The organism is Brachyspira pilosicoli (assembly GCF_008016535.1).
GTDB classification, from domain to species: domain Bacteria; phylum Spirochaetota; class Brachyspiria; order Brachyspirales; family Brachyspiraceae; genus Brachyspira; species Brachyspira pilosicoli_A.
On the sequence record NZ_SAXY01000054.1, the window covers coordinates 1 to 14,545 of the forward strand.

General features: G+C 26.3%; 14 protein-coding genes. 12 read left to right on the plus strand and 2 right to left on the minus strand.

What is annotated here, in order from left to right:
* The 3 genes from EPJ72_RS08805 to EPJ72_RS08815 all read left to right on the plus strand — a co-directional run.
* The coding region (locus EPJ72_RS08805) for an integrase core domain-containing protein (protein ID WP_147731803.1) at nt 1-491 on the plus strand (491 nt) is incomplete at its 5' end.
* Nucleotides 492-585: 94 nt separating this feature from the next.
* Nucleotides 586-2,256 carry an SWIM zinc finger family protein gene (locus EPJ72_RS08810; protein ID WP_147731804.1) on the plus strand — a complete coding sequence of 557 codons (1,671 nt, stop codon included), beginning with the start codon at nt 586-588 and terminating at the stop codon, nt 2,254-2,256.
* Between the two features lie 546 nt (nt 2,257-2,802).
* Complete coding sequence (locus tag EPJ72_RS08815) at nt 2,803-3,312, plus strand: hypothetical protein (RefSeq protein WP_147731805.1); 510 nt, start codon at nt 2,803-2,805, stop codon at nt 3,310-3,312.
* A gap of 317 nt (nt 3,313-3,629) precedes the next feature.
* Here EPJ72_RS08815 and EPJ72_RS08820 read toward each other — a convergent pair whose 3' ends face one another.
* Nucleotides 3,630-4,790 carry a peptidase M30, hyicolysin gene (locus EPJ72_RS08820; protein ID WP_147731806.1) on the minus strand — a complete coding sequence of 387 codons (1,161 nt, stop codon included), beginning with the start codon at nt 4,788-4,790 and terminating at the stop codon, nt 3,630-3,632.
* A gap of 517 nt (nt 4,791-5,307) precedes the next feature.
* Here EPJ72_RS08820 and EPJ72_RS08830 point away from each other — a divergent pair.
* Complete coding sequence (locus tag EPJ72_RS08830) at nt 5,308-6,198, plus strand: nicotinamidase (RefSeq protein WP_147731807.1); 891 nt, start codon at nt 5,308-5,310, stop codon at nt 6,196-6,198.
* 195 nt (nt 6,199-6,393) lie between these two features.
* Here EPJ72_RS08830 and EPJ72_RS08835 read toward each other — a convergent pair whose 3' ends face one another.
* Nucleotides 6,394-7,125 carry an SIR2 family NAD-dependent protein deacylase gene (locus tag EPJ72_RS08835; protein ID WP_147731808.1) on the minus strand — a complete coding sequence of 244 codons (732 nt, stop codon included), beginning with the start codon at nt 7,123-7,125 and terminating at the stop codon, nt 6,394-6,396.
* Nucleotides 7,126-7,413: 288 nt separating this feature from the next.
* On the opposite strand from EPJ72_RS08835, the gene EPJ72_RS08840 reads away from it, so the two are divergent.
* The 8 genes from EPJ72_RS08840 (at nt 7,414) to EPJ72_RS08875 (ending at nt 13,958) form a co-directional block, all read left to right on the plus strand.
* The gene (locus tag EPJ72_RS08840) at nt 7,414-8,061 is read left to right on the plus strand and encodes a redox-sensing transcriptional repressor Rex (RefSeq protein WP_147731809.1); all 648 of its coding nucleotides are present in this window, start codon (nt 7,414-7,416) and stop codon (nt 8,059-8,061) included.
* Between the two features lie 13 nt (nt 8,062-8,074).
* Nucleotides 8,075-8,779, plus strand: coding sequence for a phosphatase PAP2 family protein (locus EPJ72_RS08845; protein ID WP_147731810.1), 705 nt, complete (start codon nt 8,075-8,077; stop codon nt 8,777-8,779).
* A 13-nt stretch (nt 8,780-8,792) separates the two neighbouring features.
* The gene (locus tag EPJ72_RS08850) at nt 8,793-9,953 is read left to right on the plus strand and encodes a tetratricopeptide repeat protein (RefSeq protein WP_147731811.1); all 1,161 of its coding nucleotides are present in this window, start codon (nt 8,793-8,795) and stop codon (nt 9,951-9,953) included.
* Nucleotides 9,954-10,173: 220 nt separating this feature from the next.
* Nucleotides 10,174-11,028: a DMT family transporter gene (locus tag EPJ72_RS08855; protein WP_147731812.1), complete on the plus strand. Its 855-nt coding sequence runs from the start codon at nt 10,174-10,176 to the stop codon at nt 11,026-11,028.
* Between the two features lie 169 nt (nt 11,029-11,197).
* The gene (locus EPJ72_RS08860; RefSeq protein WP_147731813.1) at nt 11,198-11,377 is read left to right on the plus strand and encodes a hypothetical protein; all 180 of its coding nucleotides are present in this window, start codon (nt 11,198-11,200) and stop codon (nt 11,375-11,377) included.
* 20 nt (nt 11,378-11,397) lie between these two features.
* Nucleotides 11,398-11,685 carry a hypothetical protein gene (locus tag EPJ72_RS08865; protein WP_147731814.1) on the plus strand — a complete coding sequence of 96 codons (288 nt, stop codon included), beginning with the start codon at nt 11,398-11,400 and terminating at the stop codon, nt 11,683-11,685.
* Between the two features lie 48 nt (nt 11,686-11,733).
* A complete protein-coding gene (locus EPJ72_RS08870; RefSeq protein ID WP_147731815.1) occupies nt 11,734-11,946 on the plus strand; it encodes a hypothetical protein in 213 nt (70 codons plus the stop codon).
* 83 nt (nt 11,947-12,029) lie between these two features.
* Nucleotides 12,030-13,958 (plus strand): ankyrin repeat domain-containing protein, encoded by a 1,929-nt coding sequence (locus EPJ72_RS08875; protein ID WP_147731816.1) that lies wholly within the window; start codon nt 12,030-12,032, stop codon nt 13,956-13,958.
* The last annotated feature ends 587 nt before the right edge of the window (nt 13,959-14,545 follow it).

Sequence of the window (14,545 nt, forward strand, 5' to 3'; positions counted from 1 at the left end):
TAGGCAGAAAAACAGTTTATCAATTCACTGCTGTAGATTTAGCTACACGCTATAGTTGGAGGCAAATCTATGAGGATAAAACACCTTATAGTGCTTTATCTTTCTTAAAATATGTCTTAAAAACTTCGCCTTTTAAGATACAGGCTATACAAACGGACAATGGTATAGAATATACTTATCGCTGTATTAATACTCCTAAAATAAATATTTTTGATGAATACTGCTTAAAAAATAAATTAGAGAGGAGATATATTCCTATAGCAACACCAAGATACAATGGCGTAGTAGAAAGAGTACACGGCATAGACGAAAGAGAATTTTATTCACGATTAAATAAAAATATCACAGTAGAATTATTGAGAGAAAAATTAAAAGAATATACACATTTTTATAACAATCAAAGATTGATTTCTTCGTTAGGTTATATTACAATCAAAGAAAGAATCAAAAATATTATAGCAAGTAAAAGTACAATATCTATGGCTCCATGACACTCCTATTAATTTATATATCGTATAATTTACATATATTTTAATCTAAATAATATATTTAAAAATTTTTATTTTATTATATTATAGAACCAATATGAATGATGAGTTGTTTCAAAAATTAAAAGAATTAGAAAGATATTGCAAAGAAGACTTTCTTATATCACTTACAAATAAAGGCATATACAACAGGGCTTTAAAAGATTTTGAAAAGATTAAAGATATTATAAACATAAAATTAGATGATAATAATATAAAAATCTCTTTTGAAGATGTAGAAGTAATATTTAAAAACAATGAAATAAAATACTCAGTATGTTCCTGTCCATCAAAAACTATTTGTAAGCATGTAATAATAGCAATTCTATATATAAAAGATTATCTCTCTAAAATAGATTATAACTCTCAAGAAGAAGAGAGCTTTAATAAAAATAATTTTAATTACATAATAGATACTTCGGTAGATGAATTAAAAAAACTTTCAAGCAAAAAAAACTTTGAATATGCATTAGATATTATTAAAAATGCTTCGGAAACAAACATAAAAGAAGATAACATATTAGAAATAAAATTAAAAGAAGCTGTAATTTATTTTGAAAAAAACAGCAGTATAGAAAAATCAATCTGCTCTATTTGTAAGGATAATAATTTATGTTATCATAAAATAGCAGCCATATTAAAATACAAAGAGTTTTATAATAATCTTGAAGAGATAAAAGAAGAATATAAAGAAATAGATTATAATTTAATTTCATTTTCAAAAATGTTTGTAGAAGATATTTTTAAAAAAGGAATATATTCCTGCAATGAAAATGATTTTGACAAGGCAGAATATATTGCAACACAATTATTAATAAAAGATATACCATCACTTTCAAAACTTTTTAGAAGTGCAGCTAATGGCATTGATGCTATGATTAATAAAAAGGCTTATTTTAATAAATTATTAATGTTTAATACTCTTGCCAAAATTTATAATTTAATAAGATATATAGAGACTTCAGATAATGAAACATTAAATGAACTAATAGGAGAGAAGAGAAGCAAATATGTGGAAAATAGATATTCAGAGTTTATTGGAATAGGTGCTTATCCATTTGTTCTTTCAAGCGGTTATATGGGCTCTACTTCTTATGTTTATAATTTAAATAATAAAGAAATATATTCTATATCAAATATAATGCCTACTTTTTATGAAAGCAATAATAATTTTAGTATTTATGATAATATAAAATTAAATTATACCAAAAAAAATATTAATAATTTATCAATAGAAGATTTATCAAAAAATAAAAGCAGTATTGAAAATTTTAGAACCAATAATGACAATAAAATCTCATTAAACAAAAATACTAATTTTCAATTAAAAGAGAGAGTGAATTTTAAGTTTATTGATTCTATAAAAAAAGATTTAGAGAATATTTTTATTGAAAGCTATGAGATAATAAAAAATATAAGTTTTGATTATGATTATTTTTTTAAGAGAGAAAATTACAAAATAATTATAACAGAGTTTGAAAGAATTGAAAATATAAATTTTGATAAGATTAATCAGATATTTTATTTTGATATATTAAACATCAAAAAAGAAACTTTAACGCTTAGTATAAAATATAATAATATAAATAAGCATGGAGTAAAGTTTATAAAAGATTATAAGAATTCAAAGATTGACAAAGATAAATTTATAGTGCTGAAAAAGAGCAATTTTGCAACAAAGCCAATTAGTATAATAAATATTAATGCAGTTATAAACATATATTTTTAATTTTGTATTTCGGGGGCTAGCCCCCGCACCCCCAGTTCTTTTATTGGTATAAAAGAACCTTATATCCTTCGGATACGCTTCGCGAAAAACTGCATTTTTTTAGCTAATTTTTAGGCATTATGCAATATTTAATATATGCTGCTGCATATAAAAATATAATATTTGCACTTTTCTCCTGCTTCTTTAATATAAGGTGTTGACATAAAATTATAGATTTGCTATAATTTTCTATATGATTAAGAGTAAATTATTTAGTATTTCATCAATGAGCTTAACTCTCACAGCTCACAGCTCACAGCTCACAGCTCACAGCTCACAGCTCACAGCTCACAGCTCACAGCTCACAGCTCACAGCATAATTCTCTAAAAAAATATTATCAATTATTAAATACACTTTTATATTTTGTATTGCAATCTTTTGCTAGTTTAATCAATTCTATTAAAACAATTATTCACACTAAAGCAATTTTGTTTGCTTTTTCAAGTTTTGCAATTAAGCATTAGCAATAATGTTTAAATACACAAATTATTAAAAAGGAGTTCAACATGAACAAAAAGATTTTATCAATATTTGTAATGATAATGGCTTTATCATTATTCGGCGTAAGTTGTAGTAATGAAGATTCTACAGGAACAGGAGGAAACAACTCAGGCACAGGTGGCGGATCAGGTACACCTACACCGCCAACAAAAGAAGAAGTAGTTAAGTTTCAAGGAACATGGTCGGGAGACCCAGCTAACGCAACTAAAGTAAGCGGTGATGCTAGTATGCCACCAACATATGGATCAGTTTTTACAATTAATGCAGACGGCAGTATCACAGATGGAGTTACTCAGCAAACAATAGCTTTAGATAAAATTAATAAAGTATCTGATAATGTATTTGAATTTACTTCTGAAGTTACACAAGATGGAGCAAAATCGACTTTAAAACATAAAGTTGATTTTACAGATAATAATGCTCCTAAAGATACTTTAGTATGTACTATGGAATATCAAGGGCAATCAGCTTCAGCTACTTATGAAATAACATTAACAGAGATAATAATAGAATAAGAATAATATATTAATAAAAGCCTGTCTTAATATTTATTAGGGCGGGCTTTTTATTAGACTTATTTCAGAAGAGCTTAATAAAATTAGTTATATAATTTTCAGTATAATTTTAGTATATAAAATTGCAGTCCTTTTGCTTCTTTGGGGCACTACCATACCTAAAGGTACTTCCTATGGTCGCAGGTACTTCCTACTGTCGCCAAAAGAAGTGGGGTGATACCCTTACGGGCACGCTTCGCAGGGGGCTAGTCCCCACAAATAAAAAACTTAAATAAAACAGAAAATTGTGTAATAAAATATAATTATCTAAGTATATCTCAATAATATGAGTTTAGTATCAAATATCTGTCTTTGCCTTTAGCATTAACATCTGGGTTATAAACTACATAAACATTGTTGCCAAGCTCAACATATCTAAGAAGTTTGTCATCAGAGAAAAAATCTCCATGCACATATATTGCAGAACCCGGAGACATTGGGAAGTTAGCAGATGCTGTTATCACTTTTGGTTTTGTGTTTATTATTCCTTTATATCCGTATAAACCGCTTGTTTCATTTCTATAATTAGCCTCAAGCCATGCAGCATATAGTTCGCTCCAATCTTTAAACTGCTTTATGTTTTTATTTGCAGCGTATAAAATTGCTTTGTAAGTGTGTTTGTATTCTTCTGGAGCGTTTGCTATGTCTTTATATATTTCAAAGCCGTTTTTTGAATGTATAGCTAGCCAATACATAAAAAGCGAAACAGTTGCATATTTATGCACAGTGTATCCGCTAGACCAATTAACAAAATAATCTCCTTTTGTTATAAGATACATAGAATCACTGTTATAGTATTGAAGACGATTTTCTGGCAAGTATCCCCTGTATGCTATTACTGCCGCTTCTGATAATGCCTCGTCCACCCACACATCAAAATCTGTTTTTTTGCTTTCTCTCAAATTGCTGTAATGAATTATATGCTGAAGCTCATGAATTATTGTGTTTAATACAGAATCCACATTATCCCATCCGTTTATATAATCTAAAAATATTATGTTTTTATTTTCGTTTTCTATTTCGCTGTAATTGCCTTCAAATATAGAGTAGCCCTGCATATATGGTTTAGCTCCTGTGTGTCCGCCGTTTATGTCCATTATAAGAAGTATTAATTTTGTTTTTATCTCGCCGTATAAATATTTTTCTAATTCATAAGCTTTCATTGTTTGTGATAATATTTCTTTTAATATTTTTTCATCTACTGTTAGTCCATTTTCTAAGTACACATCTATGATTGAAGTTGAATATATATTTTTTGCTTTTATTTTTTCTTTTGAATAATTATTATTAATATATCTTACTGCATTAAATGTTTTTTCTTTATAATCAGCTTTATATATTTCGTAGGTTTTATTTTGATTTAATATGCTATTGATGTTTGCATTTAGTATTAATGTGTTTAATGATATTAAGATTAATACAAAGATTTTTTTCATCATAACAACACCTCGTATTTTTAACAAGTATTAAAAGTTCTGTTATAATTCTCGGCAAATAAAGTTTTTATCAAAGCATATAAAATGGATTTCTTTCTAATACTAAATTAATGAGTATTGATATTATTTTAATTTATTGTTTGTATAAATTTTTTATTCAACTTTTTCCCGTAGCAAAAAGTTGCAAAAAGTACAAATACTACAACTTTATATTTTACAATATATCTTCGATGTAATATAACATCTAAAATTTAACGTACACCTAAAGGTAGATTTCATAAAAATGCAGTTCTTTTGGTTCTTTTATACCAATAAAAGAACTGGGGGAATGGGGGCAAAGCCCCCATAAATAATAAAAAAATAAAAATTAATTTCTGATAAATCAATATAAAATTACATATAAGAGTTATAGCTTAGCCATATACTAAAATAATTAATTATAAAACAAAAATGCTTTACAAAAATTATTATTATATTATTATGATGTATATAAAATAAGCTTGTACAAGGAGATTTATTTATGGAATATAAACAAATAGTTAACGAAGATTATATAGCTAAAGAAGAAAACCCAATCAAACAAAGCGATATATATAAATTGGCAGAAGAGTTTGCAAGTAGCAGCAATAATAAAAAATCAGAAAATAATTATGCAATGCTTATAGTTGATGCTCAGAGAGATTTTGTAGACACAGAAAAAGGTGCATTGCCTGTACGCGGAGCTAAACAGGATATTGCAAAGATAACTAAATTCATTTTTGAAAATATAAACTCAATTTCAGCAATATACACCACAATAGACACTCATAGATATGATGCTATATTTCACCCTTGTTTATGGAAAGATAAAGAAGGTAATGATGTTAAACCTTTTACAGAAATTACAATAGACAAAATAGAAAATAAAGAAGTAATACCTGTTTTTGAAGATATTCAAATTGATTATGTAAGAACATTAAAATCACAAGGCAGTCAAAACTTAATAGTTTGGCCTTATCATTGTATATATGCTACAGACGGCTGGCTTATAGAAAAACAATTATCTAATATGCTTCTTTTTTATGAGAGAGCAAAAAATACTTCAGTTAATAGAATAGTTAAAGGCACAGATAAATTTAGCGAAATGTATGGAGCTATAAAACAAGAAGTTGTAAGTAAGTATACTTCTAAAAATTCTCATACTTGGATTTATACAATGAAAGATTATGATAAAATATATATATGCGGAGAGGCAAAAGATTATTGTGTTTATGAGACTGTTAAGCAATTATGTGAAGAGTATGACAGCAGTGTTAGAAGTAAGCTTTATGTGATGATGAATTGCTGCAGTTCAATAGGCGATGAAATAAAATGCAATTTGAAATATAAAGAGTTACAAAAGAAATACGGCATAAACTTGATAGAGATATAATTTTGTTTTAAATTTAGCAGGGCTTCGCCCCGCACCCCAGTTCTTTTATTGGTATAAAAGAACCAAAACAACTGCATTTTTTGCTAAAATCAATACTTTATAATGTATTTAATATTCCATATAATAATTTAGTATATATATTTTTTAATTCTCATTGATAAGTTTAAAATAGATTTATTGTTTGCTAATTAAAAATTATAAATATTTCTCTATTTCTGTGAATGCAACGCCTGCTTTCTCTTTAACATAAATATCAACTATTGAATTTGTAAAATTAGAAGGCTCTGGATTAATCTCCATAATTACAGCACCAGACCTCTTTGCTATATGAGGAATTTGGGCAGCAGGCATAACCTCTCCGCCTGTGCCTATGATGATAAATAAATCACATTTTTGAGCATCCTCTATAGAGCTTTGAAAATCGTAAGTGGGTAAAGCCTCTCCAAAAAATACAAAATTTGGCTTTAATATGGCATTACAATTCTCACAAGTAGGAGGGTCCATTGATAATATTTTTTTATCTATTTTATATTTGTTATGACATTTCATACATACAGCATATTGTGCCGTGCCGTGAAGTTCATATACAATTTTGCTTCCTGCCTCTTGATGAAGATTATCTATATTTTGAGTGATTACAGAACGCATTATGCCTTTTTTTTCTAATTCTGCTAATACCAAATGAGCTTTATTAGGCTTAACGTTGTCTATAGGCTCATAGAATACTTTTTTTAATGAATGCCATGCTTCTTTAGGGTGTCTTGTAAAATATGAAATTTCAGCAAATTGACTTCCATGTTTTTCCCAAAGCCCATTCTCTCCCCTAAAAGGAGGTACTCCGCTTTCTACACTTATGCCAGCACCTGTGAATGCTACGGCATATTTTGATGTTTTTATTTTGTCTGCTATTTCTTTATAATCTATCATACTTATTATTATATAATAAAAAGATATTATTTCCACAATAAATTTTTAATAAATTTTAATATTTACTAAAAAAATAAAAAAATTGTATATTTATATTTTACTTTTTGTTTATATTTTATATACTTAAAGATACATATAATAATATATTATACCAAAATAAAATATATAAAAATGATATTATTGTATTATTAAATAATCACATAAATAATCATAAATCATTGACAGTAATATTTTTATGATATAATATAATAAGTATATGTAATAAAAAACACTGTAGAGGTATTTAAAATGATTAGTAGAACACAAATAATGCGATTATTAAAATATAAAAATGCATTAAGAAGAATGAAGAGTTTTGGTTTTATCAAAGCATATTCCAATAACTTAGGTGATGCTATAGGAATAACCTCTGTTCAAGTGAGAAAAGATTTTTCATTGTTTAACATATCAGGCAATAAAAAAGGCGGTTATAATATTGATGATTTGCTTGAGCAGATAGATAATGTATTAGGCAAACAAATATCGCATAATATAATATTAATAGGTTATGGGAAAATAGGTAAAGCTTTGGTTAATTATAGAGGCTTTGAAAATGAGTCTATAAAAATAATAGCAGCTTTTGACCATAACCCAGAAAAGATAGACAGAGATGCTCCTACTCCAATACTTCCTATAGATGAGTTAAAAGATTTTATTATTAATAACAAAATAGAGATAGCAATATTAACAGTTCCAGATTTGGAAGCACAGAGAATGTTTGATGTAATATGCAATGCTGGTATTAAGGGTGTATTAAACTTCGCTCCTATAAAATTATTAGAAAGACCAGATTGTATTATTAATAATGTTAATATAGCAGATGAAATAGAGTCATTATTCTATTTTATTAATGATGTTAAATTACCTTCTTCTAAGAAATCTAAAGAAAAGAAATAAGCTTTTTTAGGTTATGGAACAACAAAATAATATAAATAATCAAGATGAAGATATAAAAAAAGATAATGATAAAGAGCTGCATAAAAAAAGGCTTAAAAGAAAAAGATTAAAAAAAATTTTAAAGCGTAGAAGAAAGAGAAAAAGAATAGCATATATCAATAATCTTCCTTTAATAAAACTATTATCCAAAATAGATGACAAATTATTTTTAAAGATTTTTAAAGATAATAGAAAAGGCTCTTTTAAGAGTTTTATGAAGTTTATGAGCAGGCTTGGTGATGGTTATGTGTGGCCTGTGATTTATCTTATATTTTATATGTTTAGGATAGAGTATGCTTTAATATATTTTTCTCGGGCTTTAACATCGGCTATTATATGTATATTTGTTTTTTTATACACAAAGAGTTTTTTCAGCCGCATTCGTCCGTATAAAAAGCATGGAAAAATACCTATAATGTATCCTCCAGATAAGCATTCTTTTCCATCTGGGCATACTATGGTAGCTTTTGCAATATCTTTTTCTATGGGCAGTTATAGTTTATATTCGTTTTTTTTGTTTTATAGTATTGCTTTTTTAATAGCATTCAGCAGAGTTTATGTTGGGCTTCATTATCCTTTTGATGTTATATCTGGAATAATATCTGGTACTATTATAGGGGCATGTACTAATTTACTTTTTTATTATATAACAGGTCTTCCTATGATTGGGCATCTTTGATATAATATAGGGCATGAAAATATTTTTTATATTCTTATTAATAACTACTATAACATTCGCACAAAACTCTGTAATGGTATTTCAAAATAATAGCGATTATATGCATAAAGCTCTCTATGATTTAGTTACTAAAAATATTTTTCTTTATTCTGATTTTAAGATTATAGATACAAAAGAAAATAATAATTACAGTCAAGTGAAATCTAAAATAAAAGAATTAACTCTTAAAAACAATTCAGACATTTCTATTTTATATAATATAAAAAATTTTAGAGATGGATTTTTGCTTGATTATATCATTTATAATAATTCTAATAGATGGTATGAGAATCAATATTATTTTAGAGAAACTAATATGTTTAATGCTGTCAATAAAGTTTTAGATGATTTTTATAAAATGAATAATGTTAATATTTCTAGGGATAATTATATAAAAGAAGATGAGTATATTTCTCTTATTGGATATTATTCAGATATTATATCTAATGAAAATATTTATAATTTGTTTTATAGTTTTCATAAGGATAATATTTATTTTAATATGGATTATTTGGAATATTTATTTGCTAATAATGAAAAAGCTAATGATTTAATTTCTAATATATTAAAAAATATTAATAAAAAGAATCATTATTATTTTTATGTTCTTGGAATAAAGTATTATAATAGTTATAAAATAAATGTTATATATGATGATATAGAAAAGAGTATTTTAAATTATGAGGAGGCTATAAAATTAAAGCCTAATTCTTATTTGTATAATGAAAAATTAGCTAAGGCTTATTTGCTTAAAAACGATTATGATAATGCTTTGAAATATTATGAGAATGCAATTGCTTTGAATGATAATAACACTGATTTAATAAAAGAAGTTTTAAATATATTAAACAGAGATTTTAACAAAAATGCAAACAAAATAATAGAATATCTTAATCAAATAATTAGCATAGATAATAATGATGATGAGGCAATAGAGGAACTTGCTAAACTTTATGAATCTATTGGGGACTATGAGAATGCCTATCTTTATTATAATAAGTTAATTGATGCAATAAACTATCATTTATATATTATAAACAATGAGAAGCCTAATGCTTCACTTTATGATAAATATACTGCTAAAAAGAATAAGACTGAAGCAAAAATAAAGTCTATAGAAAATAAAATGAAATGATTTTATACGCTTTGTGAAAAATGCAAGTTTTTTAAACTAATATGTTATGAATACATATAAAACTTAATACGATATTATATTTTGATTTAATAAATGCAGTTGTTTTGCTTCTTTTATATCAATAAAAGAAGTGGGGTGCGGGGCAAAGCCCTGCAAATAATTAAAAAATATATTCTTTACAAAACTTAAAATTTTTAATTAATATAATGAATGGGGATTTATGAAAAATAAAACTAAATTAGCAATATTTTTAATGATACTTTCTGCTTTATCTTTTAGCTTGATGCAGATGAGCGTAAAAATTTCTGGTAAAAGCATTCCTGTAATGCAGCAGGTTTTCTCACGCAACTTAATAATAATGATAATCAGTATAATTGTGTTATTAAAAAATAAAGAAAGTTTTTTGCCAAACAAAGAAAGCATTATACCTTTAATATTAAGGTCTTTATTTGGTTTTTTTGGAGTGGTGGCATCATTCTATGCTTTTAATAATATGATTTTAGCAGATGCTTCTATACTTCAAAATACTTCTCCTTTTTGGGCAACATTTTTTGCATTTCTCATAATAAAAGAAAAGATTTTTAAAGTTCAATGGCTCGCACTAATAATAGCTATAATTGGTGCGATGTTTGTTATTAAGCCTTCTTTTAATTCTAATATATTTCCTTCTTTAGTAGCATTATCCGGAGCAATGTTTGCAGGATTGGCATACACTATGATAGGTTATCTTAAAGGAAAAGAAAGAAACTCTATTATAATACTTTATTTTTCTTTGATATCTACTGCTTTTTCTTTAATTTTTACTAAGAGCTTTGTAATGCCTAGTTTGCATGAGTTTTTTATGCTTATTCTAATAGGAGTATTTGCTGGCTTTGGTCAATTCTTTTTAACAGTATCCTATAAAGAAGCTCCTGTTTCTACTGTGAGCATATTCAATTATACAGGTCTTATATTTTCTTATTTGATAAGCGTTTTATTTTTCAATGAGTTAATAGATGCTTATTCTGTTATAGGAATGTTTCTAACAATTTCAGCTGCTTTGATTGTGTATTTTTACAAGTTAAAGTTTAAGTAAGGTTCTTAAAAATTGTATAAAATGTAGCGTAATATAGTTTACATTATATTTACAATATAATATTTTTTGTAAAATTAATTTATGCTTCTTTACAAAACAATTAAAATATACTATAATTATAATATAAGGTTAAATAATTCATTAAATACATAAAAAAAGGAGATTATTTATGAGAAGTTTAATAATTTTGGCTATGAGTTTTGTTGTTGGATTAAAGGCTTATGGTTTTGATTTAATAGAAGATACTTTTGACTTTATATTTGATGATTTGGCTAAGGTGATTGGTATAATAGTGATAATAGCTGTTATATTTTATTTTGTAAAGAAGCATTCAAGAAAATCTAATTAATTTTCGTATTTGGAGACATAATGAAGAAAATAATTATATTTATAATATCATATAATTTTGTTTATGGTTTCGATTTAATAGAAGATACGTTTGAGTTTATATTTGAAGATCTTGCTCAAATATTAGGTATTATAGCTATGATACTTGCGGCTATGTATTTTATTAAGAAAATTCTAAGAGAAGATTCAAGCAGTTCAAAGAGATTTTCTTACCATAGAGATGAAGATGAGGAAGAAGATAATAGAAATGATATAGTAAAAAGAGATGGTGCTAGAGTTTATGATATTAAAAGAAATAAAGATGATTAAAAAAAATTAATTAAATAATTAAATATAATTAAAAAAGGAGAATATTATATGAAATATGTAATAATATCTTTAGTATCAATATTTTTTATATTTTTAATTGCTAGTATGTTTTTTATGTTTAGAGGAAATGCAGGATATTTAAATTATTATTTGTTAGATAATTTAGATGATATAGTAGAGGGTGTATTTGAGCTTATTGTTTTAGGTATTTTTGCTGTTATAGCTGTAGTATTTTTAAAAAAGATTTGGCATAAGCTATAATTTAAGGATTGTAAATATTTTATGCTTGCTATTTATAAATTATTTAATATACTTATATAATAATATTTTCTCGGAGTATAAAGGTGAAGTATATTAAATATTTATTAGTATTATTGGTTTTTAATTTTTCGTTGTTTGCTTTAACAGAAGCTGAGCAAAGTTTATTTGATGCTGTAAACAGAAAAGATTATCAAAATGTTTCTACAATACTAAGCAGTTCTCCAGACATTGACATTAATGCTTCTGATATGGAAGGATATACATCTTTGCATAGAGCTATTGCTAATAATGATTTAAATACCGTGATGGAACTTTTAAAAAATGAAAATATTGATATTAATTCAAAATTAGGAATAGAAGTTTCAATAGACGGATGGTATTTAGGAGGAGCTACACCTTTAATACTAGCTTCATATTTGGGATATACTGATATTGTAAATGCATTAATAGAAAAAGATGTAGATATTAAGGCAAAAGATGATGTTGATGGATGTATGGCTATACATTTAGCTGCGGCAAATGGAAAAAATGATGTTATTGAGATTCTATTAGATAGAGATGCTGCAATTATAAACGAAGTAGACAATAAAGGAAACACTCCATTACATTGGGCTTCTATGAAAGATAGAGCTGATACTGTTGCTCTTCTTATAGAAAATGGTGCTGATATAGAAGCTAAAGATGTAGATAATTGGACTCCTTTACATTATGCTGCTGCTTTTGCTTCACTTCAAACAGTTGAGGCTTTAGTAGATAATGGTGCTGATAAAAATAGCCTTACAAAAGACGGCAACATTCCTGTTAATTATGCTAAAGATGAAACTATAAAAACTTATTTATCAGGCGGAAAAATAGACAGAGAAGATAACGAAGTTACAGAAGAAGAAACTACAGAAACAGAAGAAACTACTACTGAAACTATTACAGAAGATGAATTAAATAATGAATTAGATACCACTCAAAATGGAAGCATAGTTGCTCCTGCTGCAGTAGATTTAGACCCTAAACAATTAGAACTTTTAATAGCTGTAAAAAATAATGATATTATAGCTGTTAATGCTTTATTAAAAGAAAATGTTAATCCTAATTTTGCAGATGAAGAAGGTTATTCTCCATTACATATAGCAGTATTAAATGACAATTTAGACGTAGTTAATGTTTTACTTAGCTACAAAGATATAGACACAGAGATAAAACTTCCTTATGAGGCCAGTGCTGATGATTGGTATTTGGGAGGAGCTACTCCTTTACTTGTTGCTTCATATACTGGAAATGCTGATATAGTTAATGCCTTAATAGAGGCTGGAAGCGATATAAGAGCAAAAGACGATATAGACGGTGCTACTACTATACATATAGCTTCTGCAAATGGAAACAATGAAGTTATTAATATTCTTCTAAATAAAGATAATACTTTAATAAATGAAGCAGACAGCATGAAAGATACTCCATTACATTGGGCTTCTATAAAAAATCAAACAGATACTATCTCTCTTCTTCTTGCAAATGGTGCAGATACAAAACTTACAAACTCTGACGGAAATACTGTTTTACATTATGCTGCTATGTACGGCGATGTTAATACTGTTAATGCTTTGCTTGAGGCTGATTCTTCTTTGGCAAGCGTAGAAAACAACGAAGGAATTACTCCTATTTATTATGCTATCATTTTAAGCGATAATGATATATTATCATCATTAATTACTAATGGACAAATAGATATTAACAAAAAAGATTCTTTAGGATACACTCCATTACATTATGCTGCTAATTATGGTAATATGGAAGCTGTTGTATTATTGGTTGAAGAGTTTAATGCTGATAAAACTATAGTAAACGATGATAATTTTACTGCTTCAGATATAGCTGCTAATAATTCTTATTATACTATAGTTGAATATTTAGGCGGCACTGTAAATTATAATAATCAAAATAATACAGAAAATGTTAAGCCAAGTATTGTACTTCCAGAATATAACAAGAAAAGAGATTTATCTAAAAAGTGGTGGTAAAATAATAATTATTAAATAAAAAATAAAGAGGTTTAAAAATAATTTTTAAGCCTCTTTTTTTATTGTATTTTTTATATAAATTTTATTAGATTTCTTTCAAAACTAAATTAATAAATATTTTAACGAATTTTAAAATCAAAAAGATATATAGAAAGCGGTACAAGGCTTTATTTTTATTGCAAGACAAAATACAAGCAGGACAGAAAATATTTGAGAGATATTTTTTCACACTTGTACCGCATTTCAAGCTTATTAAATTAAAAGAACTATTACATCTTATTTTCTTCTGAGTATACAACTCTTTAGAAGATAGTATTATACCTCTATCGTCTTTCATTTTCTGACCTTTAATGCTTACAAAAGTTTCTCAGGCTTTTGATTGATAGCATATTTAATTTGTCTTGCGTTAACTACTATACACAAAATAATTTTAAAGTCAAGAAAAAGATGTTAAGGAGTGTGAGATATTGGACATTTTTTAGTATAAAAAAAGCAGTATCCTTGTTATAATATTTTGAACATAAAACAAATAAAAAGGATGCTACTATGAAAAGAGATTATAGCACAGAATTTAAATTATTTATAGT

Bases quoted from the DNA above. Each gene is read 5' to 3' on its own strand.
- EPJ72_RS08810 (WP_147731804.1), top strand. From the start codon at position 586: ATGAATGATGAGTTGTTTCAAAAATTAAAAGAATTAGAAAGATATTGC.
- EPJ72_RS08815 (WP_147731805.1), top strand. From the start codon at position 2,803: ATGAACAAAAAGATTTTATCAATATTTGTAATGATAATGGCTTTATCA.
- EPJ72_RS08820 (WP_147731806.1), bottom strand. From the start codon at position 4,790: ATGATGAAAAAAATCTTTGTATTAATCTTAATATCATTAAACACATTA.
- EPJ72_RS08830 (WP_147731807.1), top strand. From the start codon at position 5,308: ATGGAATATAAACAAATAGTTAACGAAGATTATATAGCTAAAGAAGAA.
- EPJ72_RS08835 (WP_147731808.1), bottom strand. From the start codon at position 7,125: ATGATAGATTATAAAGAAATAGCAGACAAAATAAAAACATCAAAATAT.
- EPJ72_RS08840 (WP_147731809.1), top strand. From the start codon at position 7,414: ATGATTAGTAGAACACAAATAATGCGATTATTAAAATATAAAAATGCA.
- EPJ72_RS08845 (WP_147731810.1), top strand. From the start codon at position 8,075: ATGGAACAACAAAATAATATAAATAATCAAGATGAAGATATAAAAAAA.
- EPJ72_RS08850 (WP_147731811.1), top strand. From the start codon at position 8,793: ATGAAAATATTTTTTATATTCTTATTAATAACTACTATAACATTCGCA.
- EPJ72_RS08855 (WP_147731812.1), top strand. From the start codon at position 10,174: ATGAAAAATAAAACTAAATTAGCAATATTTTTAATGATACTTTCTGCT.
- EPJ72_RS08860 (WP_147731813.1), top strand. From the start codon at position 11,198: ATGAGAAGTTTAATAATTTTGGCTATGAGTTTTGTTGTTGGATTAAAG.
- EPJ72_RS08865 (WP_147731814.1), top strand. From the start codon at position 11,398: ATGAAGAAAATAATTATATTTATAATATCATATAATTTTGTTTATGGT.
- EPJ72_RS08870 (WP_147731815.1), top strand. From the start codon at position 11,734: ATGAAATATGTAATAATATCTTTAGTATCAATATTTTTTATATTTTTA.